Origin of the sequence: Streptomonospora nanhaiensis (assembly GCF_013410565.1) — a bacterium.
GTDB classification, from domain to species: domain Bacteria; phylum Actinomycetota; class Actinomycetes; order Streptosporangiales; family Streptosporangiaceae; genus Streptomonospora; species Streptomonospora nanhaiensis.
Genome location: NZ_JACCFO010000001.1, coordinates 6,092,483 through 6,117,496, shown reverse-complemented (window position 1 = coordinate 6,117,496; position 25,014 = coordinate 6,092,483). Strand labels below are relative to the sequence as shown.

Sequence of the window (25,014 nt, the reverse complement as noted above, 5' to 3'; positions counted from 1 at the left end):
CGTCACCGCGGGGACCGCGGGAACGCCAGTCCGGCGCCCAGCGGGGTGAGCGTGTGCATCCGCCATCTCCCCGTGTAGACGCTGTGGACGAGCCCGGAGGCGCGCAGCACGCGCACGTGCTCGCTCACGGTCGACTCCGCGACACCGAGCAGGCGGGCGAGCCCGCCCGTGCACCTGGAGCGGCCCAGGGCCAGCAGCACCCGGGCCCGGGTGGGCCCGAGGAGGGCCTCCAGAGCGGCGGCGTGGGAGCCCGCGTCGGGCTCTCCGCCCGTGGCGGTGACGGGGTAGACCAGCACCCGCGGGAGGTCGCGGTCCACCAGGGCGACAGGCGTGACGCGGCAGAAGTACGCCGGGATGAGGACCAGCCCGCGCCCGTTCAGATGGATGTCCAGATCGCCGTAGTGGGCCGGGTAGTCCGCCGTCAGGACGGGGAGCTGCCAGCTCAGCGGCGGCCGCAGCGCCGCGAGCGTCTGCTCGACTCCGCCGCGCGTGAACTCCCCGGCCGGCCGGGTGGCCTCGGACCCCACGCACGCCCGGGCCCGGGGCCAGTCCGGCGCGATGATCGTGTCGTGCACCGCGCGCAGCGCGGAGGTCAGCAGGTCGATCCGGTCGCGGTCCCCGGCGGCGAGGTCGGCCGTCCACGGCGGCAGCGCGCGTCTGCGCGCCGCGTAGGAGAGGTCCGCTTTGAGCCGCGCGCGGGGGGTGGCCGAAACGGCCTCCAGACCAGCGTCGATCCCCTCCAGCCCGTCGAACGGGCGGCCCTGGGGCGCGCGTCCGCATGGGGTCCGCCCCCGCTCGGAGTGCCGCGCGGGGGCGGGGAGGTCAGCCGCCGAACCGGGCGGCGTTCTCGGCCACCCACTGGGCGAAGGTGCGGGCGGGGCGGCCCGTGACCTGCTCGACCGTGGGCAGCACCGTGTAGCCGGCCGGCGGCGGGTCCGTCCGCATGGCCAGGAAGAACGCGATGTCGTCGTCGCCGAAGCCCTGCGCGCGCCACTGGGCGACGGTCTCGTCCCGGCTGACCTCGACGTAGCGCACCTCCCGGCCGAGGACCTCGCCGATGATCCGGGCCTTGTCCGGCGGTGTCAGCACCTCGGGGCCGGTCAGCCAGTACTCCCTGCCGCCGTGGCCCTCGCCGGTGAGCGCGGCGGCGGCCACCGCCGCGATGTCGGCGTCGTGCACCATCGCGCTCTTGGCCGAGGGAAACGCCTCGCGCAGCACGCCCTCCTCGCGCACGGCGTCGGCCAGTTCGAGGGCGTTGGACATGAACTCCACCGGCATCAGCAGGGTCCAGTCCAGGCCGCTCTCCTCGACGGCGCGGTCGAGACCGGTCCGCTCCACGTCGCCCTTGAGCACGGTGACCCTGCGGACCCCGGCCGCCACCGCGAGGTCCATGAGCCGGGGGCCGGTCTCCAGCGGGGCGTAGTCGTCGCCGAAGCTGATGAGGTGGAGGGCGGTGGCGCCGTCGAACACCTCCTCCAGCCCGGCGGGGTCGGTGAGGCTGCCGACGGCGACCTCCGCGCCCGGCGGGAGGCCGGCCCGGGCGGGGTCGCGGGTGAGCGCGCGGACGCGGCGGCCCTCGGCGAGCAGGTGGTGGACCAGGGGGCGGCCGACGTTGCCGGTGGCTCCGGTCACAAGGACGGTCATGGTGGCTCCTTTCGTCGGGCGCCGAACCTAGCTGCGGTGGCGGCCATCCACTGTCCGCCAATGCCGCGGGTGCCGCGCACGCCGGAGCCGCCTCCGCCCGCGCCGGGCGGGGCCCGGCCGGATGGGCCGGGATCGGACCGGGTGGATTGGACCGGCTAGTTCCGGACCAGCGCCTGCCGCAGCAGGTCGTGCAGCACGCTCTGCTGCTCCGCGCTGAGAGCGCCCAGCGGGGAGTGCTCGCTGAGGAGGTCGAGGAGCCGCTCCCGCAGGGCCGCGCCCTCGGGGGTGAGGGAGATCCGCTTGGCGCGGCGGTCGGTGGGGTGCGCGTGGCGCTCGACCAGGCCCTGCTTCTCCAACTTGTCGACGACGAAGGTGGCGTTGGAGGGCTCGCAGCTCATGCGCTCGGCGAGTTCGCGCATGGTGAGGGGACCGCTCATCTCCCGCAGCGCCGTGGCCTGGGGCGCGGTGAGGCCGAGGGTGGCGGCGCGTGCCTGCACGTGCTGGGCGATCTGCTGGGCCAGGCCGTTCACCAGGCCGCAGAGCTGCCGTTCGGCCGTGGCCCGCGCATCCGGGGACGTCGTCATAGGACCAGCCTAGCAAGTACATCAAGTCAAAACATTTCAAGCTTGCATATTTCAAACTTGATCCTTAAGGTCTCCCATGTCGCCGCGACGCGGCGAGGACCACCCACGGAGACGGGAGACCACATGAGCACCATCGCGGCGGACCACGCGGAGCGGCTGCGGCGGCCGGCGGGCATCCGCTCGCTGCGCCTGGGCGACACGCGGGTGACCTACCTGCCGGACGGGGCGGTGCTCCTCCCGCCGCGCGGCTGGCTGCCCGACACCACCGAGGAGGTGTGGGCGGCCCACCCGGAGTACCTCGACGCCACCGGCCACCTGGTGGCGAGCATCGGGGGCCTGCTGGTGGAGTACGGCGGACGGGCGCTGCTCATCGACTCCGGATTCGGCCCGCGGTCGCTGCCGGCCGACCCGCAGACCCCGCGCGGCCCGATCCACGGCGGCGCGCTGCTGGACAGCCTGGCCCGGGCGGGCCGCCGCCCCGAGGACGTCGAGGCGGTCGCCTTCACCCACCTGCACCCCGATCACCTCGGCTGGGTCGAGGACCCCTCCCCCGGAACGGACCGCCCCCCGTTCGCCCACGCCGCCCACCTCGTCTCCGAGCCGGAGTGGGCCGGGCACGCCGGCCTCACCGCCGGGGGCATGGCCGGCACCGTCGCCGCCCTGGCGCCGCGCGTCCGCACGGTCGCCGACGGCGAGGAGGTGTTCCCGGGAGTGCGGGTCCGGATCACCGCCGGCCACACGGCCGGGCACGCCGAGTACGTCATCACCGGCGGCGGACAGCGGCTGATCGCCTTCGGCGACTCCCTCCACTCGCCCATCCAGGTCGGGCACCCCGAGTGGTCGGCGGCGGTCGACCACGACCCCGCCCGGTCGGCCGGCCACCGCCGTGCCCTCGCCGCCGAACTGGAGGAGCCCGGCACGATCGGGTTCGGCATCCACTTCGCCGACGCCCAGTTCGGCCGCGTCCGCCGCGACGGCGGCGGCGCCCGCGTCTGGGCGCCCCTGGCCGACTGAGCCCCGGGCGGCGCGCGGACGGGCGGCCTCGGGCGGCAACGGCCGAGGCGGCGGAGGGTCCGCAGCCCTTCCGAGCCGGGCCTGCGCGAACGGTGCCGGACCGGGAGGGCCGTGTGCCGGAGCGGTCCCGGGCCCGTCCGCGAAATCGGCGGGAGGGAGCGGAATACCCGGCCCCACCGGGTGGTTGTGCAGGGTGCAGGTCGATGCGGTCAGTGTCCCCCGGGCCTCACCCATCGCCTTCGCGGAATACCGCGTCCAGACCCGCCACGGCGGGCACCGGGCGGCCTCGGAGCCGCGTTGTGCTTCTCGCCGAGAGGCGACCGCCGCATCGCACCTTGCACGCGTCACGGCCCCGGCGGCAACCACCGCCGGGGCCGTTTCGCGTCTCGGGGGCGCGGGGACCCGCGCTCAGGCCCGCCGGGCCGCGCGCGAGCGCGCGGAGACCGCCAGGCCCACGGCGCCCGCCACGGCTGTCAGCAGGCAGATCGCGGCCAGCGGACCGGCGGCGAGCAGCATCATCCCGTAGCCGATGTTGGCCCCGATGACCGGCGCCTGTCCGACCCACAGCAGCGCACCGCCGAAGGCGCCCAGCACGGTGAGCGGCGCGACGACCGCCCACCAGCCCGCACGCACGTGTCCGGCGCGGACGGCCTTCACCAGGGTGTACAGGCAGGCGGCGGCGACGGCCGAGGCGGCGAGCCCGATACCGTGCAGCGCCCACGCGGGCAACGACGCGGCGGGCAGGTGGGCGTCGCCGCCGGGGGTGCCGCCGTCGCCCAGAAGGAGTTCGAGGATCCACCGGACCGCCACCGGGCTCGCCAGCGGCAGCCCGAGCGCGGCCGCCGGCCACAGTCGGCGCCGTACGGCTGGTGCGGTGCGGTGCCCCGGTTGCGAGGGATGTGGTTGCATACCCGCCATCGTGGTCGCCCGCGCGGCGGCACGGCAGAGTACGCGTACTTACTTACTCACGTACTCACTCCGACGACGCCGTCCCCACACCCGGCGACTCCGGAGAGCGAGGCAGCCGGCAAGGCGGAGGCCGGTCACGGTGGGTACGGCCGGCGGTCAGCGGCTCCCCTCAACGTGACTGAGCCCGCGCCGAGGCAGCGAGCGGCGAGGGCCGCGGCCACCGCCCTGGTCGCCCGCTGCCAAGCCCGCGACCGGGACCGAGCGCCACACCCAGCGGTCGCCGGGAACAGCCCCGGCGGTGGCGCCTGCTGGGCGGGGGAACCGGAGGATCCCCGTACCGCCTCCGGCCGCGCCTCCATCCCCGGTCCCGCCTGGCCCGGTGGCGAGAATCCGTATGCCGTCGCCCCACGAGGGTCACGGGGCCCGGCGCCGGGGACTGGCTGCTGGCGTCCTGTCGGCCCGCCCGACCGCCCGCCACACCGGTGACCGCCGCCCCCACCACCCGCCGACCTCGGCGCCCCGACGCGGGCCCGACCGTCTTCGGGGGAAGCGGTGGCCGCCTGCCAAGGCCGCCGCCACCGCCCCCACCCCACCCGACGCGGCGGCATCGGCGCTTCCCCGCGGCCGTGCCGGTGCTTCCCGCGGCCGCGCCGCGGGCTCTTACCCGGGCACGCGCGCGGCCCGCGCTGTTGCGGCGGTGGCGAGGTCGGGATGGGCGAAGTCCATGTCCTTCATCCGGGCCGCCTTCGCCTTGGTCCGCCACATCCGGAACAGCGGCGCGGTCAGGGGCAGCAGGCTGAGGCGCAGCAGCAGCCTGCGCCGCCCCAGCTCGAACCGGCCGGCCGGCACGAAGAACGCGCGCATCTGGGTGCCGTTGCCCTGCAGGTAGGCGATGTGCGGCCGCAGCCGCCGCTCCCACCGCGCCAGCGCCTCGGGCACGTCGGCGCCGTGGCGCTGCAGCATGGTGCCCAGCAGGTCGGCCCCCGCCATCCCGCTGGAGACCCCCATCCCCGCGTACAGCGTCACGCACCAGGCGGCGTCGCCCACCAGCACCACCCGGCCCCGGTGCCAGCGGTCCATGCGCACCTGCTCGACGGAGTCGAACAGGACGTCGGGGGCCGACTCCAGCGCGTCCAGCGCCGCCCCCAGGACCGGGCCGGGCGGCTCGGGCCCGAACGCCTCGCGCACCCGCTCGGCCATGGGGCGGGTGAACTCCGCCTCGACGTCGTCGGTGCGGTAGCTGAGGAGCACGGTCGGCGGTCCGTCCTTGAACGGGAAGACCCACATGGACCGCGCGGACTCGGCCATGATGACCGAGTCCCGCGGGGAGCAGCCCGGCAGCGCGCCGGGCAACTGGAAGGCGACCGCCATGTGGCCCATGCGGTGCAGGTGGTCCTCGTGCGGCCCGAACACCAGCCGCCGCACCGTCGAGCGCAGTCCGTCCGCGCCCACGACCAGGTCGAAGCGCTCGGTCGCCGAGGTCTGGGCGGCGGTGTCGGCCAAGGTGACCTCCACCCCCTCGGCGTCCTGCTCGATGCGGACCGGCTCGGTGGAGTAGCGGACCTCCACGTCGGCGGGCAGCGCCGCGAACGCGGCCGCCTCCACGTCGCCGCGCGTCATCAGCCACGGCCGCCCGGGGAAGTCCTTGAACCCCAGGCCGGGCCGGACTCCGCCGTCGCGGTCGATGTCGTGGCTCGCACCGTCGGGACCCCGGTCGGTCATGTGCTCCAGGGCGCCCAGGCGCCCGGCGGCGGCGCGGCCCGCGCCGAACAGCGCGACGAAGTACCCGCCGGTCCGACGGGCCGCGGCGCGCTCGACCACGACCGGCGTCCAGCCGATCTGCCGCAGGCGCAGCGCGGCGGAGATCCCGCTGACGCCCAGCCCGACGACCAGTGCGCGGCGGCCGCCGCCGTTCCTCTCGTCCATGGGATGCCTCTCCTCGCGGGGGTGGGGTCGGTGCCGGCGGCCGCTCAGCGGGCGGTCGGCGCGGCGGGACGGCCGGCCTTGAGGAGTTCGCGGCGCGTGTCGTCGGCGACCCAGGTCAGCGAGCCGGGCTTCTCGGCCTCGTGGGCCAGGTGCTTGAGGGTGGACAGGCAGACGAACTCCTTGACCCGGGCGCCCAGGCGGCCGGCGATGTGGAGCCCCTTCGCGGTGTCGTCCCTGTTGGCGAACTGGAAGATGCCCGCGCCCCGGCCGAGGCTGATGCACTGGCCGAAGAACCCCAGGTTGACGGGCTCGGGCTCCTCGCCCGCGATCCTGCGGAGCACCGTGTCGGCGGCGTGCGCGCCCAGCCGGGTCGCGGACTGGCAGCTCATGCGGAAGGGCAGGTCCGAGGGCGCGGCCGCGTCGCCGGCCGCGACGATGCGCGGGTCGTCCACGCTGGTCAGGGTCTCGTCGGTGAGAAGGCGCCCCAGGGCGTCGGTGCTCAGCCCGCTGCGCGCGGCGAGGTCGGGCACGCCGAACCCGGCCGTCCAGACGGTGACGTCGCTGCGCAGATCGCGGCCGTCGGCGAACCGCACGGTCTCGCGCGTCACCTCCGCCACCGTGGAGTCCGGGCCGTCGAGGACCCGCACGCCGAGCTTGGCCAGGCGCCCGGCGACCGAGCGCCGCCCGCGCGGGTGCAGGTAGGGGCCGAGGATTCCGCCGCAGACGAGGGTGACCTTGCGGCCCTGCTCGGCGAGTTCGGCGGCGGCCTCGATACCGGTCGGCCCGGCCCCGACGACCGTCACCGCCGCGCCGGCGGGCGCGGCGGTGAGGGCGTCCGCCAGCCGCTGCGCCTCCTCCAGGGTGGAGACGGGGTGGGAGAACTCGGCGGCGCCGGGCACCGGGGGCTCGGCGCCGCCGCTGCCCACGGCGTAGACGAGGTGGTCGTAGCCGAGGGAGCCGCCCTCGGCGAGCGCGACGCTGCGCTCGGCGGCGTCCACGCGCGTCACCGCGTCCACGACCAGCCGGACACCCGGGGCCAGGACGTCGCGGTAGTCGGTGACCGCGCGGTGCGTCCCGGCCGCCAGCTGGTGCAGCCGGATCCGCTCGACGAAGACCGGGCGCGGGTTGACCAGGGTCACCGCCACGTCGCCGCGCTGGGTGAGGCGGTTGGCCGCCAGGACGCCGGCGTACCCGCCGCCGATAACGACCACATCGGTGTTGTCTGCCATCGCGTTACTCCTTCGCTGCGGAGGTCCGCACACAAGACACCGCCGCCACGGCCCCCGTGACACCGTGTGGCGCACATCACTCGGCGCAGGGCGCCCGGGGTGCTGCGGGAAAACCGGTGCCCCGGCGCGCCGCCGCCCGCTACACTCGCGCCCGCCATGGACGTCGCAGACCATTCGCGCGGAGAGGGCCCCGGCGAGGGCGCCCCCGACAGCATCCCCGACAGCGCCCCCGACCGCGGGCACGGGGCCGTGCTGGCCCGGGTGCTCGCCGGGGACCGTCCGGCCGACCTGCGCCGCCACCGCGGCCAGTTCCACGACGTGGTGGTCGGCTCGCGGCGGGTCGTGTGCTTCGCCCGCACCCAGGCGGCCGGCGCGCGGCTGGCGGGCCGGGCCGCCGTGCTCCGGGCCGTGGCCGGACTCGGCCTCGGCGTGCGGGTGCCCGAGCCGCTCGCCCAGGGCGGCGGAGCCGCCGGCCCCGAGCCGCCCCACCTCGTGCTGACCCGTGTCCCCGGCGCGCCGCTGGACCCCGCGCGGCTGCGCGAGCGCGCGGTCGCCGACGCGGTGGCCGACCAGTACGCCGCACTGCTTCGGCGCCTCGCCGACGCGGGCGCGGCTGCGGCGCGCGGCGGCCTGCCGGGCACCCCGCGCGACCGGTGGCACCGGTTCGCCGCGGACGTCCGCGACGGCCTGCTCCCGCTGATGTCGGCCGCCGGACGGGCGCGGGCCGAGCGGGAGCTGGCGGCGGCCCGCGGCCTTCCCCACCGGGAGTCCGCCCTGGTCCACGGCGACCTCGGGCCGGAGAACGTGCTGTGGGAGTGGAGCGGCGGGCTGCCCCGCCTCAGCGGGGTGGTCGACTGGGACGGCGCCGCCGTGGGCGATCCGGCCGGGGACCTGGCGGCCGTGGCGGCGGGCCACGGCGACGCGCTCCTGGCCGCCGTGCTCGCCCGGGTCGGCGCGCCGCCGGACACGGCCGAACGCGTCGCCGCCCTGCGCGGCACGTTCGCCCTGCAGCAGGCGCTCGGCGCCCTGCGCGACGGCGACGCCGCGGAACTGGCCGACGGCCTGCGCGGGTACCGCTGAGCGGAGCGGTCGGCCGGGCCGTCCGCGCCCCCGGCACCGGTCACGCGCCGCGCTTCCCGGACGGCGCGTCCGGCCGGCCCAGGTCGCGCTCCCGCTCCGGCCGCTCGGCGGCGTCCAGGCCCAGGCGGGCGGCGATCTCGCTCAGGCACTCCTCGAACACCGGCTCCATGTCGGTGTAGGCGAAGTCCACCTGGTGGAGGACCTCCATGCACAGCAGGCCGTACAGCCGGATCCAGCACGACAGGAAGACGTGGGCGGCCTCGGGCGGCAGCCGGCCGCCGATGGAGTCGGCGTAGGCGGTGAGCTGGGCGCGCAGGGACGCGGGCAGGTCGGCCGGGTCGGGCACGGGGAAGGGCCGGGTCCGCCACACGTCGGCCACCAGGTCCAGCAGCACCTCCTCGAAGCGCTGCCCGGCCTGGCGGCGCTCCGCATCGGGCCGCCGGGCGGCGGGAGCGACCGGACTGGCGAAGATCCAGCCGAACTCGGCCGGGTGGGCGACGGCCCAGGCGCGCATGGCCCGGCAGGCCTCCAGCAGCCGCTCGCCCGCGGGCGCGCCGGGGCGGGCGTCGCGGGCCCGCTCCATCTCGGCGGCCAGTTCGCAAAAGAAGCCGGCCGTGACGGCGCCCACCAGTTCGTCGTGGCCGGCGTAGTAGTGGTACAGGGCCGGGCCGCTCATGCCGACCTCGCGGGCCACGGCGTTGATGGTCACGGCGGCCGGCCCCTGCTCCACGAGCAGGCGGCGCGCGGCCGCGTGGATCTCCTCCAGGGCGGCCTCGCGCATCCGGCGCCGCCGGTCGGTGGTGCGTGCGGGCATGCGGCGTCCCTCTCTCGTCCTCGGTGCCGTTGACATCCTAGGCCCTCTATGTTTACTTAATGGTTCTAAGGAAATCTAGAACCTCTAAACAAGTGAGGGACGATGACACAGACCTGGTGGATCCTGCTCGGAAGCCTGTGGCTGGCGACCGCCGCGTGGTGGGGGCTCTCCCGCTACGCCCACGTGCGGCGGGGGCTCGTCGGCGCCGACGGCCGGGGGCGGGCCAACTGAGCACGGCCCCCGTCCCCGCGCCGGCGCCGCCGCCCCGCGCGGCGGCGCCGGCGCGCATCCCCCACTCCCCGCTCTCCCCCGCCCGCGCCCCTCCGCGCCGCCCCCGGAAAGGGACCAGCCCTCATGCTCTTCGCCCGGACCCTGATCGTCGCCGTCGCCGTGGTCACCACCTCCGGCGCGGTGCTCGCCGACCTCGTCATCCCCGGCCTCGCGGCCCAGCACGCGTTCAACCCCCGCTGGCCCCCGCACGCCAAGTTCCACGACGCCCAGTACATGGTGATGACCGTGCTTCTGGGCCTGATCGGCCTGGTCCTGGCCCTGCGCCGGGGGCCGGGCTCCCTGGGGCGGCTGCTGGGCGCCGCGGCCGTCCTGGCGGTTCCCTGGGTCGGCATGCTCGCCGCCCCGCTGTTCCCGGGGACCGCCGCCTACGACCCGGAGTTCGCCGACCGCACCGTCTTCGTCCTGGGCCTGCACGGGCAGCTGTTCCTGGCCCTGGTGCTGATCACGACCCTGCTCGCGGCGGTGGCATTGGCCCTCGGCGCGCTCCCGCCGCGCCGGGGCCGGGCCGGAACGGACCTCACGGCGCCGTGAGGGGCTCGGCCGCGTAGGCCCGGTGCAGCAGCTCCACGAACTCCGGCGCCTCGGGGAGGTCGGCGGCGCCGATCCGGCGGACCGCGATCCCGGGCGTCCAGGAGTTCATGACCACGGCGCCGGCCAGCGCCGGCACGTCGGCCGGGGTGACCTCCTTGCTGACCTGGGGCACCCCCAGGCGGTCCAGCCGGCGCCGGACGATGTTCATCGTCGTGCCCGCCAGCATCCCGGCCGCCGGCCACACCACCGCCGCGCCGTCCCAGAAGGCGAGGTTCCAGATCGTCCCCTCGCTGAGGCGCCCCCGGCGGTCGACGAACGCCGCGTCGTCGAAGCCCTGGGCGACCGCCTCGCGCAGGTGGTAGGTCTTGGCGACCTCGCCGACGTGCTTGATCCGGGGCAGCACCCGCTCGTGCTCCACGACGGCCAGCGCCAGCGGCCCGGCGGGGCCGGAGGAGGGCGGGCCGGTGCGCACCAGCAGCTCGGGCACCGCATCGGGCCCGGCCACGGTGAACTCGCCCGCCGGGGAGTACACCGTGGCCGTCAGCGAGACGTCGGCCGGGCTCTGCGCCAGCGCCGCCCGCAGGGCCGCGCGCACCCGATCGTCGCTCGGCGCCTGGCCGAACAGCTCCTGGGAGGCGCCGCGCAGCCGGTCCAGGTGCAGGTCCAGGCCGCGCACGCGGCCGCCGCGCACCTGCATGGCGGTGAAGTGGGCGTAGCCCGCGAAGGCGAGCGGGGCCAGCTCGGCGGCGGTCGCCGGGCGCTCGTCGCGGTGCACAGCGAAGAAGGTCATACCGTCCTCCAGGGGTCGCGAGGTCGCGTGGACGCCCGGACGCCTCCCCGGCGAACGGTCCCGCCGTCACCGGTCTGACGTGCGCGGACGTCCCTTGCAACCGCGACGCTACGCCTTCACACCCGTGTGAAGGTCAACCCGCGCGGGGCGGCGCGCCGCCCGGCCGCGCCCCGCCCGCCCCTGGCCGTTCGCGGCACGCGCGAGGCCCGTTCGACCCGGCCGGGTCGAACGGGCCCTCGCCCCGCGTTACCGGTGCCTCAGCGCAGCCCGGACTGGATCGCCTCGATGATCCGCGGGCGCATCTCGGCGGCGCTGATGACCGCGTCCACCGAGCCGACCTCCACAGCCCGCCGGATGCTGTGCACCCGGTCGAACTCCGCCGCGACCTCGCCCAGCTTCTCGGCGCGCACCGCCGAGCGCAGCTCGTCCAGCTCCGCCGCCAGCGCCGCCTTGTCGGTGCCCACCGCCGCCGCGACCCGGCCCTCCAGTTCGCGCACGCGCGGGTCGGCCGCGGTGCGGGCGTTGACGTCGCCGGAGAACACCACCGCCGCGGCGGGCGCGCCGCCCAGCACCGAGGCGAACGAGCCCTCCAGCGCCAGCACGGTCATGTTCGGGTTCAGCGCCTTGGAGAACACCACGAAGGCGCCGCCGTGGTAGCGCGAGATCACGCAGAACACGATCGGGCCGCGGAAGTTCACGATGGCCCGGCCGATCTCGGCGCCGTACTCCAACTGGAGCTTGCGCATGGACTCCGGGGAGCCGTCGAAGCCCGACAGGTTGGCCAGCACCACCAGCGGCCGGTTGCCGCTGGCCGCGTTGATCGCGCGGGCGACCTTCTTGGAGGAGCGCGGGAACAGCGTGCCCGCGGTGTAGGTGTCGGGGCCGTCGGTGGGCGGGAAGCCGCGCCGGGGCACCGACCGCGACTCGATGCCCACCAGGCACACCGGGATCCCGCCCAGGTGGACGTCCTGCACCGCCGCGGTCTCGGCGTCGGCCATGCCCGCCCAGCGCTCCAGCACCGGGTGGTCCTGGTCGGACAGCGCGCGCATGACCGTGCGGATGTCGAACGGCTTCTTGCGGTCGGGGTTGGTATCGGCGGAGAAGATCTCGCCGACCGTGGTGAAGTCGCTGCCCTCCAGCGTGTGCGGGAAGTCGGAGACGTCGCGGTCGAGGGGGTCGGTGGTGGCGGCCCGGCGCGGCGCCGACTCCCCCGGCACCACGTAGGTGTGGTCGTAGTGCGCCATCAGGATGTCGCGCGCGGCGGCGAGGTTCGGCGCCCAGTACTGGGCCTGGCCGTTGGGGCCCATGACGCGGTCGTAGCCGCCGATGCCGAAGTTGTCCTCGGCCGACACGCCGCCGGAGAAGTCCAGCGACTGCTTGCCGGTGAGCACCATCGCGGAGTCGGGGGTCATGACCAGGACGCCCTTGGTGTGCATGAGCATCGTGGCCTCGGCGTTCCAGTACGGCTGCGCCCCGACGTTGATGCCCGCGACCACGATGTTGATCTCGCCGCCGTCCTGGGTGAACTCCACGATCCGCTTGAGCGCGGCGGCCACCCAGTCCATGTTCTCGGTGCCCGACTCCATGGAGATGCGGGCCCCGGCCGACAGCGCGTACCACTCCAGGGGCACGCCCATGCTCTCGGCGAGGTCCAGCGCCGCGATGACGCGGCGGCACTCGGGTTCCGACAGCGCGCCCAGCGCCTTGGTGGGGTCGCCCAGCAGCACCACCCGGGTGACGCCCTCGGGGTGGCGCCGGGTGGGGGTGGTGACCACGCCGGCCACCATCGCGGCGGTGTTGCCGCCCTTGGGGCGGTCCACCGGGACCAGCCGGTGGTCGGCGTCGAGGTCGTACTCGGTGAAGTCGCCGAGCAGACCGGTCAGCTCGTAGGGGTAGACGGTGTTGCGGGCGGCGGCGCGCAGCACCTTCTGCCGGTAGTCGTCGACCGGCTCGACCGGCTCGGTGGAGGGCTCGCCGATGGTCAGTTCGGTGCCGCCGGTGGCGTCGAAGGTGGCGCGCACGGCCACCTTGACCAGCTCACCGGTGCGGCGGTCGCGCTGGCGCGCGATGAACAGGATCTCCTCCAGCCCCGCGCCGGCCGTGGTGGGCAGCACGCGGCGAGCGATCCGGTCCAGCTCCGCGCGGGTGATGTCGATGGGCGGCCAGACGTAGACCACGATCCGGTTGGTGGTGAACCGCTTCTTCGACGGCCGCCGCGCCTGCGCCCGGCGGATGGAGTCCAGGCAGGCGGCGATGGTGTCCTCGGCGGTGGGCAGCGCGACCAGCCGGCCGTCCTGCTCGCGCAGCTCGGTGAGGTCGCGGACCTGGGCGAACGCCACGAGGCGGTCGTCGGAGGGGTTCTCCCGCGCCACCGCCTGGAACAGGTAGACCTCCTCGTCGGAGGACGGCAGGCGGGTGAGGTCGAACTTGCTCAGCCGCTCGATCTGCATCCGCTGCGCGATGTAGGGGTGCAGGCCGCGGATCAGCCGCTCCTCGGTCATGCCGGTGGTGGAGGGGCGGAAGGTGAAGTGGTGGTGCATCACCGCGCCGGCCCGGCCGGCGACGGTGGCGGTGACCCGGCGGACCTGCTCGGGCAGCGGGTGGGCGCTGATGGCCTCGTGCAGGGCGGCGGCCATGGCGTCGGAGTCCTCGGGCTGGTTCTCCCAGACCAGGTAGATGTCGGCGTCCACGGCGTCCTCGCCGCCGGCCACCTCGGCCAGGCCGCGCAGCGCGCTGCCCACGGAGTCGAAGGAGGCCGCCGAGGAGGCCAGGCAGGAGCCGCCGCGCCGGGCGACGACGAACGTGCAGCCGGCGGCCTGGCGGGTGTGGACGTCGGTGAGGCCCTTGTTGCCGTAGTAGCGGCGGGTCAGGACCTCCAGCATCACCGGGTCGTGCAGGCCGTGGCGGACCAGCCGCTGGCCCAGCACCCGCACCAGCGGCTCGGTGCTGCGCACCATGGCGGCGATGCGCTCGTCGCGGTCGGGCGCCTCGGGGTTGGCGTCGAGGTAGCGCAGGTGGCGGCGGACGTCGGCGTAGACCCGGGCGCGGTTGCGGCGCAGCAGCGGCTGGGCGAACCAGGAGAACACCAGGCCGCGGGCGAGGTCGGCGACCACCGGGAAGCGGACCTGGGTGGCCGCCACCAGCCGCTCCAGGGCCAGGCCGACGGGCTCGCGCAGCGCCTCCTCGGGCGGGGGGTCGCGCAGCCAGGCGCGCAGCAGCGCGGTGACGACGGCGGCGTCGGCCGAGGCGCGCTGCTGGGCGAGGAAGATCCTAAACACCGCCGCCTCAAGGTCGGGGCCGCGCTCCAGGTCGGTGACGCCGTAGTGGCCCAGCGCCTTGGCGAGCTTGGCCTGGAACGCCGGGGGCAGCCCGGCCCGCTCGACGTCGAGGCTCTGCAGGTAGGTGTGGAAGTACTCGCGCGCGCTGTGGACGTGGTTGTCGCCGTCGTCCTCGCCGGCCGGCCGGTTGCGGCTCAGCTCGGCGAGGTCGGCGAAGACGCCGACCAGGTCCAGCTCCTCGGCCAGCGGGCGGTGGCCCTCGGCGGCGGCGGCCCGGCGCACGGCGAGGTAGCCGTCGACCACCCGGCGCTCGTCGTGGGGGTCGACGTCGAAGCCCAGGAGCAGGCCGCGCAGGTCCTCGCGGCCGCGCGCCAGCCGCTCGGCCACCGGAACGGCCTCGGGCTCGGCGGGCAGGTCGAGTTCGACGGCGGGGCCGGTGGCGGTGTCCTCGGTGTCGGTGAGGGGCTCCAGGCGCAGCAGCGGCGCGCCGGTCTCGACCTGGCTGCCCACGGAGACGGAGTACTCCTTGAGCCGGGCCTTGACCGGTGCCCGCAGCACGGTCTCCATCTTCATGCTCTCCAGCACGAGGACCGGGGCGCCCGCCTCGACCTCGGCACCGGCCTCCAGCGGCGCGGCCACGACCAGCGCGGGGGCGGGGGCGCGCAGCACGCCGCCCTCGTCGCGGCTGACGCGGTGGACGACCCCGTCGACCTCGATGCGGTGGATGGGGCCGTGCGTGCCGGTGACCAGGCGGTAGCGGGCGCCGTTGACCGTGATGCGGCCGGTGTGGCGGTCGAAGCGCTCCAGTTCGACGTCGGCCGTGCGGACGTCCTCGCCCGCCTCGACGCCGACGCGGAAGCGGTGCGCCCCCACGCGGGCCACCCGCACGCGGTAGCCGACGCCGTGCAGCTTGAGGTCGAGCGGCCGGCCGCTCTTGTGCTGCACCTGCGGGCGCCCGCCGAAGGCGGTGGACAGCAGCCGCTGCCGCTCGACGCGCTCCTCCTCCTCGTAGGCCTCGATGGCGGCGGCGGCCAGCGCGACGGCGGAGTGGCGGTGGGAGACCAGGCGGCCCTCGCCGCGGACGCGGTCGATCCAGCCGGTGTCGGCGCTGGCGTCGACGACCTCGGGCTGGTCGAGCAGGTCGAGCACGAAGTTCTTGTTGGTGGCGCCGCCCTCGATGATCACCGTGGTCTGGGCCATGGCCCGGCGCAGCCGGCCCAGCGCCTCGTCGCGGTCGCGGCCGTAGGCGATGATCTTGGCGATCATGGAGTCGAACTCGGTGGGGATGGTGTCGCCCTCGCTGACACCGGTGTCGACGCGGATGCCCGGGCCCACGGGCAGGTCCAGGCGGGCGATGCGCCCGGGCGAGGGCGCGAAGTCGCGGTCGGGGTCCTCGGCGTTGAGGCGGGCCTCGACGGCGTGGCCGCGCTCCACGGGCGGCGTGCCCTCCAGGCGCCCGCCGGAGGCCACGTGCAGCTGCGCCTTGACCAGGTCGAAGCCGGTGGTGGACTCGGTGATGGGGTGCTCGACCTGGAGGCGGGTGTTGACCTCCAGGAACGCGAACATGCGGTCGCCGGGGTGGTAGAGGAACTCCACGGTGGCGGCGCCGCGGTAGCCCACGGCCACGGCCAGGCGCTCGGCCGACGCCTTGAGGTCGGCGGCCTGCTCGGGGCTGAGCACCGGCGACGCCGACTCCTCGATGATCTTCTGGTTGCGCCGCTGCACCGAGCAGTCGCGCACGCCCAGCGCCCAGGCGGTGCCCTGGCCGTCGGCGATGACCTGGACCTCGACGTGGCGGGCGCCGGTGACCAGGCGCTCCAGGAACATGACGCCGCTGCCGAAGGCGCGGGCGGCCTCCTGGCTGGTGCGCTCGAAGGCGTCGACCAGTTCGGCCTCGCCGGTGATGACGCGGATGCCGCGTCCGCCGCCGCCGGCGGTGGCCTTGAGCATCAGCGGGTAGCCGATCTCGGTCGCGGCGGCGAGGGCGGCGTCCAGGGTCTCCACGGCGCCGCGGCTCCACGGCGCGACGGGCACGCCGACCTCCTCGGCCAGCAGCTTGGCGCCGATCTTGTCGCCCAGGCGGCGCATGGCGTCGGCGCTGGGGCCGACGAAGGTCACGCCGACGCGTTCGCACAACTCGGCGAACGCGGGGTCCTCGGCGACGAAGCCCCAGCCCACCCACGCGGCGTCGGCCTTGGTCTCGACCAGGGCGCGCTCCAGCACGGCGAGGTCGAGGTAGGGGCGCGCCGAGGCGGGGCCGAGGTCGTAGGCGATGTCGGCCTCGCGCACGAACGTGGCGGTGCGGTCGACGTCGGTGTGCAGGGCGACGGTTTCGATCGGTCGGCCCGCCTCCGCGGACAGTTCGCGGACAGCGTTGATGAGCCGCATCGCGGCCTCACCACGGTTGACGATGGCGATACGACTGAACACCCGACCGAGCCCCCTCCTTAAAACCCCGAAGCCCGGTCGGCCGACTCCCGACCTGGGCGATCCGCTTCAGCGGCGGGCGGTTAACCGGGCCGAGTGTAGCGAATGGCGGACGGTGGGGTTGCGGCGCGCGCTGCGGCGCGGACCCGCCGGGAGGGGGCGGCGGCCCGCCCGGTGGTCACTCCGTGTGACGGCGGGCCAGGAGGCGGCGGGGGCCGGAGGGCGGGGGCCCGAGGGCCGCGCGGGGGCGGGAACCGGCCGGTCGGAGGCGCCGGAGGCGGGGGCGGGCCGCCGGGGCGGGGAGCACGCTCGGTGACGGCCGCCCGCGCCTCCAGACCGCCTTGACGGGGCTTGGATCCCGGCGCGGCACCGCGGGAAGGCCGCCCGGGACGGGCGGGGGACGGCGGTTGGCCCGCCGCGTGACCGGACTTGGACGGCGGCTGGAGCCCGCCCGCGCGGCCGGGCCACCGGGTTCAGCGGCGCGCGGAGCGGGAGCGAGCCGGGCGGGGGCGAAGGAGGGGCTTGGCGGCAGAGCCGTTGGCAAGACCAACAATATGGTTTATCGTTGGCACAGCCAACATTGGCCACACCATCAAGGAGTCTCCGTGTCCACCACCCTGACCGCCGACCGCGCCGAGGTCGCCGAGCTGTTCGCCCGGCTGGCCGACCTGCTGGACGCCCGCCGCCCCGACGACGCCCGCACCGTCTACCACGACGACATCGTGGTCCACTCGCCGCGCGGCGGCGAGCTGCGCGGCCTGGCGGAGGTGACCGGCTTCCTCAAGAGCGCCCTGACCGGGGAGGAGCTGACCCAGCACGTGCACGGCGACGTGCTGGTGCACCTGGACGGCGACCGGGCCACCGCGGCGGCGAACCAGCTCGTGTACTTCTACCGGGGCGGCGAGCCGCCGCACCGGACCGGCGGCCTGCGCGTGGCCTGCGGCGCCGCGCGGACCCCGGAGGGCTGGCGGTTCACCGAGATGCGGATCACGCCCGCCTGGACGCGGGAGCACTGAGCGGGAGGGACGGGGCCGCGCCCGCGCGGGTCCGCGCGGTGCCGGGGGCGCGGCCCGCCAACCGGCACCGCGCCCCCGGCGTCAGTGCGCGGCACCGAGTTCGATGCACAGCACCCCTGCGGCGATGAGCACGATGCCCAGGACCATGACCGTGGTCAGGGGCTCCTTGAAGAGCACGCGCGAGGCCAGCGCGGTCAGGGCCACGCCCACCGCCGCCCAGATGCCGTAGGCGACGCCCAGGGCCAGCCCGCTGCTCAGCGTGAGGGTGAGGAACCCGAAGGCGGCGACGTAGCCGGCGCCCACACCCGCCCACCACGCCTTGGCGCCGCCGGGCTGGGAGGCCATCCGCAGCGAGAGCGTGGCGGCCACCTCGGTGAGGATCGCGCACGCGAGGAAGATCCAGCTCATGCCCCGGCCCGCTCCGCTTCCCGCGCCCTTCTGGCGGCGGCCTGGGCGCCGAGTTCGACGCACAGCACCCCGCCGATGACCAGGGCGATGCCGACGCCCATCACCACGGTCAGCGGGTCGCCGAAGAGCAGCGTGGCCATGACGGCGGTCAGCGCGACCCCGCTGGCGCCCCAGACGCCGTAGGCCACACCGATCCCCATCCCGGCGCGCAGCACGAGCCCCAGAGCGGCGAACGAGCCGACGTAGCCGGCGGCGACCACGGCGTAGAGGGCCGGGGCGTCCAGGGCCGCGCGCAGGGAGAGCGTGGCGGTGACCTCCATCAGGATCGCCGCCGCCAGCAGCAGCCATTTCCTCATCAGGGCGTCTCGTCTCCCAGGTGTCGTCCGGCGACCACCGGCGGGTCGCCGCGGTCACGCCTCGAAGCGGGCAACGCGGCGGCCGCGGTCCCCTCTACCCCGAGCAGGCCCCGCACCGAGTCCGAAATGCGGCGTTTCGCGGCACCGTTCCCGCCCGGGACTCTACCTCCCGCAAGACCAAGCCCGCCGCCCCGAAGGCCACGGGGCGCCCGGCCGACGGACAACGGCAGGGACGGCAAGGGGCGAGGCGCGCGACGGGCACCAGCGCCTGCCGGTGGTCGGGGCGCGCGGCCACCGGACCCGTAGGTGTTGAGGCGGCGACGGTGCGCCGAAGGCGGAAGGGCGCGCGGCAGCCCCGCCGCAGGCGTCCTCGCCGCCCCGTCGACACCCCCGGCCCGCGCCGACCTGACCGCCAACCGCCCGCCCCCGCCCCGTCCCACCGTCGCCGCGCCGTCGCCGCCTCGACCTTCGCCGGCATGGCCGTTGACCGGCGGTCCGCCGATCGCCGATGGGCACGGCGGAACGGCGCCATCCCACCCGTCCCCGCACCCCCGTGAGCAGGGTCATGTTGTGTACATTCGTACTTTTACTTTTGTACTTGTACATTTGTACACAGGAGGTGAGGCACATGGACTCCACTGGAGGAACGGATCCCGCCACGCGCGCCGAACCCGCCCGGGCCGCCGGGGCCGGCGCCCGGCGGGCCCGGCGGGATCCCTCGGGGCGGCGGCGGGCCATCATCGAGGCGGCGGCGGACCTGATCGCCGAGCAGGGGGCCGTCGACCTGACGCACCGGCGGGTGGCCGCGCGGGCCGGGGTGCCGCTCGGGGCGACCACCTACTACTTCTCCTCCCTGGAGGAGCTGAGCACCGAGGCGCTGCGCCTCCTCGCCCGCCGGCAGGACGACCAGCTCGCCGGCATCCGGCGCACCCTGGAGGGCGGCGCCGACCCCGACACCCTGGCCGCCGCGCTGCACGACTACCTGTGCGGCACCGCCCAGGTCTACGCCGACATGGCGCTCTACGTCGCCGGGGCCCGCGACCCCGCGCTCAGACCGCTGGCGCTGAGCTGGTTCGACGACCTCGTGGGCATCCTCTCGGCGCACACCGACCCCGACTCCGCCCGCGCCATCGCGGTCTATCTCGACGGGGCCACCGTGCACGCCGTGCTCCACGACGAGCCGCTGGACCGCGCGGCCCTGAGCCACGCCATAGCGCCCTTCCTGGCCCGTACCGCGGCCTCCTCCGAAGCCTCCGCCGGACCCGCCCGACCCGCCGGGGCCGCCGACTCCCCCACGCCACCCACAACCGCCGGAACGCCCGGCGCACCCCACGAGAAGCGAGAATGAGATGAGCATCCAGCGCCGACCGGACACGGCGGCCGCCCCCGCCGTGTCCCGGGCCCGCCGCTGGGCGTGCCTGGCGGTGCTCTCGGCCGGCCTGCTGGTGGTCGTGATGGACTACACGGTCCTCAACGTGGCGCTGCCCGACCTCACGGCCGACCTGCGGCCCACCGCCGACCAGCAGCTGTGGATCGTCGACGTCTACTCCCTGGTCCTGGCCGGCCTGCTGGTCGCCATGAGCGCTTTGGCCGACCGCTGGGGCCGCCGCCTGCTGCTGCTCGCCGGCTTCGCCGTCTTCGGCGGCGCCTCGCTGCTCGTCCTGGCCGCCGACACCCCACCCGCCGTGATCGCCGTGCGCGCGCTGCTGGGCGCCGGCGGGGCCATGATCATGCCCACCACGCTGTCGATGATCCGCTCGGTCTTCACCGACCCGCGCGAGCGCGCCACCGCGCTGGGCGTGTGGGCGGCGACCTCCTCGCTGGGCATGGTGGTGGGCCCCGTGGTCGGCGGGTTCCTGCTGGAGCACTTCAGCTGGCACGCCGCCTTCCTGCTCAACGTGCCGCTGATGCTGGCGGGCCTGGTCGCGGGCCGCCTGGTGCTGCCCGAGACCCGCGATGCCGCCCCGGGGCGCTGGGACGCGCTGGGCACCGCGCAGTCCATCGCGGGCATGGCCGCCCTGGTCTGGGCGGTCAAGCGGATCGCCAAGGAGGGGCCGGGCGACCTCCTGGCGCTGGGTGTGCTGGCGGCGGCCCTCGCCCTGCTGACCTGGTTCGTGCTGCGCTGCCTGCGGCGCCCCGACCCGCTGCTGGACGTGCGGCTGTTCACCCGGCGCCCCTTCACCGCGGGCGTGCTGGCCGCGCTGGCGGCGATGTTCGCCGAGGCCGCGCTGCTGCTCCTGGTCGCCCAGTGGCTCCAACTGGTGCTGGGCCTGTCGCCGCTGTGGGCGGGGGTGTACATGGTCCCGATGGCCGTGACCGCGGGCGCGGCCTCGCTGGTGGCCTCGCCGCTGGCGCACCGCGCCGGGGCGCGCGGGGTGCTGGCGGGCGGGCTCGCGGTGTCGGGTGCCGGCTTCCTGTCGCTCCACCTGTCCCCCGGCCCGCTGACCTACCCCGCCGTCCTGGTCGCCCTGGCGCTGATCGGCGCGGGCACCGGGTCGCTGGCCATCGCCTCGGCCATCATCATGACGGGCACGCCCCCGGCCAAGGCGGGCAACGCCGCGGCCATCGAGGAGACCGCCTACGACCTGAGCAACCTGCTGGGCGTGGCGGTACTGGGAAGCGTGGCGGCGGCGGTCTACCGGGGCCACCTCGACACCGCCGGGCTGGGGTTGTCGCCCGCGAACGCCGACGCCGCGCGGGAGTCGCTGGCGGCGGCGCAGGAGATCGCCGAGCACACGGGCGCCGCCGAACTGGCGCTGCGCGCGCAGGAGGCGTTCTCCGACTCCCTGGTGCAGACCGGGGCGATCGGCGGGCTGGTCATGCTCGCCACCGCGGCGGCGGTGTTCGCGCTGGTGCCCCGGGGTTTCGACCTGGGCGAGCAGCCGACCGGATCGGCGCCAAGCCGGTCCTGCTCGGCGGCCTGGCCGCCTTCGCGGCGGCCTCCGCGCTCTACGCGCTGGCCGACAGCCCGGGCTGGCTGTGGGCGGCCCGGCTGGGGCAGGGCGCGGCGGCCTCGGCGTTCTCGCCCTCGGCCTCGGCGCTGGTAGCGCGGCTGAACCCGGCGGCCCGGCGCGGCCGGGCGTTCGGGAGCTACGGCTTCCACAAGTCGATCGGCTACACCCTGGGCCCGCTGCTGGGCGGCGTGCTGGTCTGGGCCGGCGGGCTGCGGCTGCTGTTCGCGGTGATGGCGGCCTGCGGCGCGGTGGTGGCGGTGTGGGCGGCGCTGGCCGTGCCCGCCGTGCCGCCCCTGCCGCGCGCCCGGCAGACGGTGGCCGACCTCGCCCGCCGCCTGGGTGACCGGTCGTTCCTCGGGCCGACGGCGGCTCTGGCCGCCGCCACGGCGGCGCTGTCGGTCGGGGTGGGGTTCCTGCCGGTGTCGGGCGCGGCCGCGGGCCTGGGCACCGTGGCCACCGGCGCGGCCGTCTCCGCGCTGGCGGCCACGGCCGCCGTCGTGCAGCCGCTGGTGGGGCGCGCGCTGGACGCGGGGCGCCTGCGGGCGCGCACGGGCCTGCTCGCCGGGCTGCTGGTGACGGCCGCCGGACTCGGCGCGGCGGTCCTGCCGGGGCTGCCGGGGCTCCTCGCCGCGGCCGTCCTCATCGGCGCCGGGACGGGGCTGGTCACACCGCTGGGCTTCGCCGCCCTCGCCGCGGCCACGCCCGAGGAGCGCATGGGCCAGACCATGGGATCGGCCGAACTGGGCCGCGAACTGGGCGACGCGGGCGGCCCGCTGCTGGTCGCGGCGACGGCCGCGGCCGCCGCGCTGGCCTACGGCTACGCGGCCCTGGCCGTGCTGCTGGCGGCGGGCGCCCTGGCGGCCCTGGCCACCGGCCGCCGGGACGGCGGCGCGGCGCGCCCTGATCGGCGCGGCACCGCCGGGCCCGCGTCGCCCGCCCGCGCCGGGCGGCCGCCGACCGCGGCCGCCCGGCGGCCCGTGCACGCCCACCCGGCGGCCCGCGCCCCTGCCCACCTGCGCCCGCGAGCGCACCCCGCTAGACGACGCGCCCGACTCCCCCGAAGAGGTAGACCTCCGGCGGGGCGCCCACGGCGGTGGGCTCGGGGCGCCAGCGGGAGCAGGACACCACGCCCGGCTCCAGCAGTTCGGTGCCCGCGAAGTAGCCCTCGATCTCCTTGCGGCTGCGGGCGATGATGGGGGTGCCGCCGCGCTCGTTCATCTCGCGCATGACCTCCAGCATCGGCTCGCCGTGGATCTCGGCGGTGGAGTGGGTCAGCACCAGGTGGCTGCCCGGCGCCAACTCCTCGACCAGGCGCGCCACGACCGCGTAGGACCGCTCGGTGTCCACGAGGTGGTTGACCACGCCCAGCAGCATGAGCCCCACCGGCCGGCTGAAGTCCAGCGTGGCGCGGGCCGCCTCCAGGATGGCCTCGGGCTCGCGCAGGTCGGCCTCGATGTAGTTGGTGGCGCCCTCGGGGCTGCTGGTCAGCAGCGCGCGGGCGTGCACCATCACCAGCGGGTCGTTGTCGACGTAGACCACCCGCGACTCCGGCGCCAGCTCCTGGGCGACCTCGTGGGTGTTGTTCATGGTGGGCAGGCCGGTGCCGATGTCGAGGAACTGCCGGATGCCGGCCTCGCGCACCAGGTGGTGGATCACCCGGATGAGGAACGCGCGCTCGGCGCGGGCGCCGTCGGCGATGTCGGGCAGGCGGCGCAGCACGTCGTCGCCCGCGGCGCGGTCGGCGGCGTAGTTGTCCTTGCCGCCCAGCCAGTAGTTCCACACCCGCGCGGAGTGCGGCACCGACAGGTCGAGGGAGGGAGGAGCCTCGCGGGACTCGTCGGCCGGGGGGAAGGGGGTGCTCATCAACGACTCCAGGGACCGTGTTCGGCGGCGATGCCATGGTGGTGCGCCGCGGTGGCGGCGGCGCCGGTGCCCCGGACGCCCCGCCCTGCGGCGGGATGAACCCGACAATACTCACCCGCTCCCGCCCCGGCGCGCCGGATCTCCGGTCGCCGCGAACACGATCCGGTGAACTTTGCCAAGTCGGCCGCGTGAACCTATACCCAATATCCAGAATATTGAATATATTGCTCCGCATGTCCCGTATGCAGGTGCTGATGTCCAAGGCCGGCGCGGTGGCCCACAGCATGGCCGCCGAGCTGACGTCGGCCTCCGTGGGCGACCGCATGCCCACGGCCCAGGAGCTGAGCGAGCGCCACGGCGTGGGCAAGGGCACCGTCCAGGCGGCTCTGGCGCTGCTGGAGGAGGCCGGCGCCGTCGAGATCCGCTCGCGCGGCAAGCTGGGCACCTTCATCGCGGCCATCGACCACCGGCTGGTCTGGGAGCTGGCCGGCAGCGGGTCCATCCCCATCGCCATGCCGCTGCCCTACACCCGCCGCTACGAGGGCCTGGCCACCGGCCTGCACGCCGCCTTCGAGCAGCTGGGCCTGCCCTGCACGCTGATGTTCGTGCGCGGCTCGGCCAACCGGGCGCGGGCCGTCCGCCAGGGACGCGCCGACTTCGCGGTGATGTCGGGCTTCGCCGCCCGCGCCGACCCCGAACTGGAGATCGTGCGCGACTTCGGCCCCCAGACCTACGTGGGCGCCCACGGCCTGGTGGTGGCCCAGGGCCGCGACCCCGACGACCCCGACCTGCGCCTGGCCGTGGACCCCTCCTCGGCCGACCAGCGCGAGCTGACCGCCCTGCGGTTCCCCGGCCTGCCCCCCGAGCGCCGGGTGGAGGTCTCCTACAACCAGCTCGGCCGCCACTTCGCCGACGGCCTGGTGGACGCCACCGTGTGGAACGTCGACGAGGTCGACGCCCACATCGCCGCGCCCATCACCGTCCACCCGCTGGACGGCGTGGACGACACGGCCACCACCTCCGCCGTCGTCGTGGCGCGCCGCGGCGCCGACCCCGCGCCCGTCGCCGTGCGGGAGGCGCTGGCCGCCGACGTCGTCATGGCCGCCGCCGCCGAGGTCGTGGCGGGCACGCGGATCCCCACCTACTAGAGAGGAGCGCTCGCGATGGACCCGGCCCTTCTCCAGCGGCTCGACCTCGTCCGCGGCCTGCCCGGCACACCGCCGGGCGTGGTGGACTTCGTCGCCGCCGAACTGTCCCGCCTGGAGGACGCCCACCACGTCACCGAGGAGACGGCGGGCACCCTGACCGCCCACCTGGTGGCCGCCCTCACCCGGGCGCTCGGCGGCGAACCTGACGTGGACCCGCCGTCCGAGGCGGTCTACCGGGAGGTCACCGAGGCCGTGCCCGGCGCCCCCGCCGCGGCCGCCGGGCTGGCCGACCGCGCCGAGGCGGCCCTCGGCGTGCGGCTGTCCGAGGCCGAACGGCGCTACCTCAGCCTCCACCTGGGCACGCTCGCCCTCACCTCGCCAAAGGAGAAGCCATGAAGTTCATCGCCGGCGGAGTCGCCAAGTCCGAGGTCGCCGACACACTGCGACCGCTGCTGCGGGAGGGCGACACCGTCCAGGTGGGCACCGACATGGACGCCGCCGCCCTGCTGCGCACCGGCGCCGCGGACTACTACCTGGGCACCTGCCACACCGGCGCCGGCGCCAGCCTGGGCGTGCTCGTGGGCCTGCTGGGCTCGGACCGGACGCACACCTTCGGCCGCCGCGTGCCCTCCGCCGCCGACGTCCAGGCGGCGGTGGACGCGGGCAAGGTCGCCTTCGGGTTCGCCCTGGACCAGGTACAGGACGTGGTGCCGCTGCTGTGGGCCGCCCTCGACGCGAAGCGCCAGGGCTGA

Annotated in this window: 22 protein-coding genes and 1 pseudogene; 11 read left to right on the top strand and 12 right to left on the bottom strand. The window is 75.8% G+C overall.

Translation table 11 applies throughout. From position 1 onward, the window contains the following. Positions 1 to 2: 2 nt before the first annotated feature. The 3 genes from HNR12_RS29665 to HNR12_RS26895 form a co-directional block, all read right to left on the bottom strand. Entirely contained in the window at positions 3 to 575 is a 573-nt protein-coding gene (locus HNR12_RS29665) for an ArsR/SmtB family transcription factor (RefSeq protein ID WP_179770169.1), read from the bottom strand. A 247-nt stretch (positions 576 to 822) separates the two neighbouring features. Then, a complete protein-coding gene (locus HNR12_RS26900; protein WP_179770168.1) occupies positions 823 to 1,644 on the bottom strand; it encodes an NAD(P)H-binding protein in 822 nt (273 codons plus the stop codon). Between the two features lie 155 nt (positions 1,645 to 1,799). Next, a complete protein-coding gene (locus HNR12_RS26895; RefSeq protein ID WP_179770167.1) occupies positions 1,800 to 2,228 on the bottom strand; it encodes a MarR family winged helix-turn-helix transcriptional regulator in 429 nt (142 codons plus the stop codon). Between the two features lie 123 nt (positions 2,229 to 2,351). Here HNR12_RS26895 and HNR12_RS26890 point away from each other — a divergent pair, with 123 nt between their 5' ends. Next, positions 2,352 to 3,242: an MBL fold metallo-hydrolase gene (locus tag HNR12_RS26890; protein WP_179770166.1), complete on the top strand. Its 891-nt coding sequence runs from the start codon at positions 2,352 to 2,354 to the stop codon at positions 3,240 to 3,242. A 408-nt stretch (positions 3,243 to 3,650) separates the two neighbouring features. Here the strand turns inward: HNR12_RS26890 and HNR12_RS26885 are convergent, their stop codons facing one another. The 3 genes from HNR12_RS26885 to HNR12_RS26875 all read right to left on the bottom strand — a co-directional run bounded on the left by HNR12_RS26885 (position 3,651) and on the right by HNR12_RS26875 (position 7,306). Continuing rightward, the gene (locus HNR12_RS26885; protein ID WP_179770165.1) at positions 3,651 to 4,151 is read right to left on the bottom strand and encodes a hypothetical protein; all 501 of its coding nucleotides are present in this window, start codon (positions 4,149 to 4,151) and stop codon (positions 3,651 to 3,653) included. Positions 4,152 to 4,811: 660 nt separating this feature from the next. Next, positions 4,812 to 6,077, bottom strand: coding sequence for an FAD-dependent monooxygenase (locus tag HNR12_RS26880; RefSeq protein WP_179770164.1), 1,266 nt, complete (start codon positions 6,075 to 6,077; stop codon positions 4,812 to 4,814). 44 nt (positions 6,078 to 6,121) lie between these two features. Further along, positions 6,122 to 7,306 (bottom strand): NAD(P)/FAD-dependent oxidoreductase, encoded by a 1,185-nt coding sequence (locus HNR12_RS26875; protein ID WP_179770163.1) that lies wholly within the window; start codon positions 7,304 to 7,306, stop codon positions 6,122 to 6,124. A 156-nt stretch (positions 7,307 to 7,462) separates the two neighbouring features. On the opposite strand from HNR12_RS26875, the gene HNR12_RS26870 reads away from it, so the two are divergent. Beyond that, complete coding sequence (locus tag HNR12_RS26870; RefSeq protein ID WP_179770162.1) at positions 7,463 to 8,386, top strand: phosphotransferase family protein; 924 nt, start codon at positions 7,463 to 7,465, stop codon at positions 8,384 to 8,386. A gap of 40 nt (positions 8,387 to 8,426) precedes the next feature. On the opposite strand, the gene HNR12_RS26865 is transcribed toward HNR12_RS26870, so the two are convergent. After that, the gene (locus HNR12_RS26865) at positions 8,427 to 9,200 is read right to left on the bottom strand and encodes a TetR/AcrR family transcriptional regulator (protein ID WP_179770161.1); all 774 of its coding nucleotides are present in this window, start codon (positions 9,198 to 9,200) and stop codon (positions 8,427 to 8,429) included. Positions 9,201 to 9,302: 102 nt separating this feature from the next. Here HNR12_RS26865 and HNR12_RS29340 point away from each other — a divergent pair, with 102 nt between their 5' ends. After that, positions 9,303 to 9,431 carry a hypothetical protein gene (locus tag HNR12_RS29340; protein WP_274706682.1) on the top strand — a complete coding sequence of 43 codons (129 nt, stop codon included), beginning with the start codon at positions 9,303 to 9,305 and terminating at the stop codon, positions 9,429 to 9,431. A 123-nt stretch (positions 9,432 to 9,554) separates the two neighbouring features. After that, complete coding sequence (locus tag HNR12_RS26860; RefSeq protein ID WP_179770160.1) at positions 9,555 to 10,022, top strand: DUF6640 family protein; 468 nt, start codon at positions 9,555 to 9,557, stop codon at positions 10,020 to 10,022. On the opposite strand, the gene HNR12_RS26855 is transcribed toward HNR12_RS26860, so the two are convergent. Beyond that, positions 10,009 to 10,812: an aminotransferase class IV family protein gene (locus tag HNR12_RS26855; RefSeq protein WP_179770159.1), complete on the bottom strand. Its 804-nt coding sequence runs from the start codon at positions 10,810 to 10,812 to the stop codon at positions 10,009 to 10,011. The two genes, HNR12_RS26860 and HNR12_RS26855, sit on opposite strands and share 14 nt — an antisense overlap. A gap of 257 nt (positions 10,813 to 11,069) precedes the next feature. Beyond that, a complete protein-coding gene (locus HNR12_RS26850; RefSeq protein ID WP_179770158.1) occupies positions 11,070 to 16,520 on the bottom strand; it encodes an ATP-binding protein in 5,451 nt (1,816 codons plus the stop codon). Positions 16,521 to 17,122: 602 nt separating this feature from the next. Here HNR12_RS26850 and HNR12_RS26845 point away from each other — a divergent pair. After that, on the top strand, positions 17,123 to 17,533 hold the full coding sequence (locus HNR12_RS26845; RefSeq protein ID WP_308118491.1) for a nuclear transport factor 2 family protein: 411 nt from the start codon (positions 17,123 to 17,125) through the stop codon (positions 17,531 to 17,533). Positions 17,534 to 17,614: 81 nt separating this feature from the next. Here the strand turns inward: HNR12_RS26845 and HNR12_RS26840 are convergent, their stop codons facing one another. Together HNR12_RS26840 and HNR12_RS26835 are read right to left on the bottom strand one after the other, a co-directional pair. Next, on the bottom strand, positions 17,615 to 17,941 hold the full coding sequence (locus HNR12_RS26840; protein ID WP_179770156.1) for a DMT family transporter: 327 nt from the start codon (positions 17,939 to 17,941) through the stop codon (positions 17,615 to 17,617). After that, complete coding sequence (locus tag HNR12_RS26835) at positions 17,938 to 18,297, bottom strand: DMT family transporter (protein WP_179770155.1); 360 nt, start codon at positions 18,295 to 18,297, stop codon at positions 17,938 to 17,940. Before HNR12_RS26835 ends, HNR12_RS26840 begins: the two co-directional genes overlap by 4 nt. A 628-nt stretch (positions 18,298 to 18,925) precedes the next feature. On the opposite strand from HNR12_RS26835, the gene HNR12_RS26830 reads away from it, so the two are divergent. The 3 genes and pseudogenes from HNR12_RS26830 to HNR12_RS28915 form a co-directional block, all read left to right on the top strand. Next, the gene (locus HNR12_RS26830; protein ID WP_179770154.1) at positions 18,926 to 19,645 is read left to right on the top strand and encodes a TetR/AcrR family transcriptional regulator; all 720 of its coding nucleotides are present in this window, start codon (positions 18,926 to 18,928) and stop codon (positions 19,643 to 19,645) included. Between the two features lies 1 nt (position 19,646). Further along, the gene (locus tag HNR12_RS26825; protein WP_218902061.1) at positions 19,647 to 21,344 is read left to right on the top strand and encodes an MFS transporter; all 1,698 of its coding nucleotides are present in this window, start codon (positions 19,647 to 19,649) and stop codon (positions 21,342 to 21,344) included. Then, positions 21,230 to 22,153 (top strand): annotated as a pseudogene (locus HNR12_RS28915) (MFS transporter); the annotation flags it as partial. The gene HNR12_RS26825 and the pseudogene HNR12_RS28915, both read left to right, overlap by 115 nt. Before the next feature lie 133 nt (positions 22,154 to 22,286). On the opposite strand, the gene HNR12_RS26815 reads toward HNR12_RS28915, so the two are convergent. After that, positions 22,287 to 23,114 carry an SAM-dependent methyltransferase gene (locus tag HNR12_RS26815; protein ID WP_179770153.1) on the bottom strand — a complete coding sequence of 276 codons (828 nt, stop codon included), beginning with the start codon at positions 23,112 to 23,114 and terminating at the stop codon, positions 22,287 to 22,289. A 233-nt stretch (positions 23,115 to 23,347) separates the two neighbouring features. Here HNR12_RS26815 and yhfZ point away from each other — a divergent pair, with 233 nt between their 5' ends. The 3 genes from yhfZ to HNR12_RS26800 are packed head-to-tail and all read left to right on the top strand — an operon-like array spanning position 23,348 to position 25,014. After that, positions 23,348 to 24,262 (top strand): GntR family transcriptional regulator YhfZ, encoded by a 915-nt coding sequence (gene yhfZ, locus HNR12_RS26810; protein ID WP_179770152.1) that lies wholly within the window; start codon positions 23,348 to 23,350, stop codon positions 24,260 to 24,262. 15 nt (positions 24,263 to 24,277) lie between these two features. After that, entirely contained in the window at positions 24,278 to 24,658 is a 381-nt protein-coding gene (locus HNR12_RS26805; protein ID WP_179770151.1) for a transcriptional antiterminator, read from the top strand. Next, complete coding sequence (locus HNR12_RS26800) at positions 24,655 to 25,014, top strand: DUF2620 family protein (RefSeq protein WP_179770150.1); 360 nt, start codon at positions 24,655 to 24,657, stop codon at positions 25,012 to 25,014. The genes HNR12_RS26805 and HNR12_RS26800 overlap by 4 nt, the downstream gene beginning before the upstream one ends.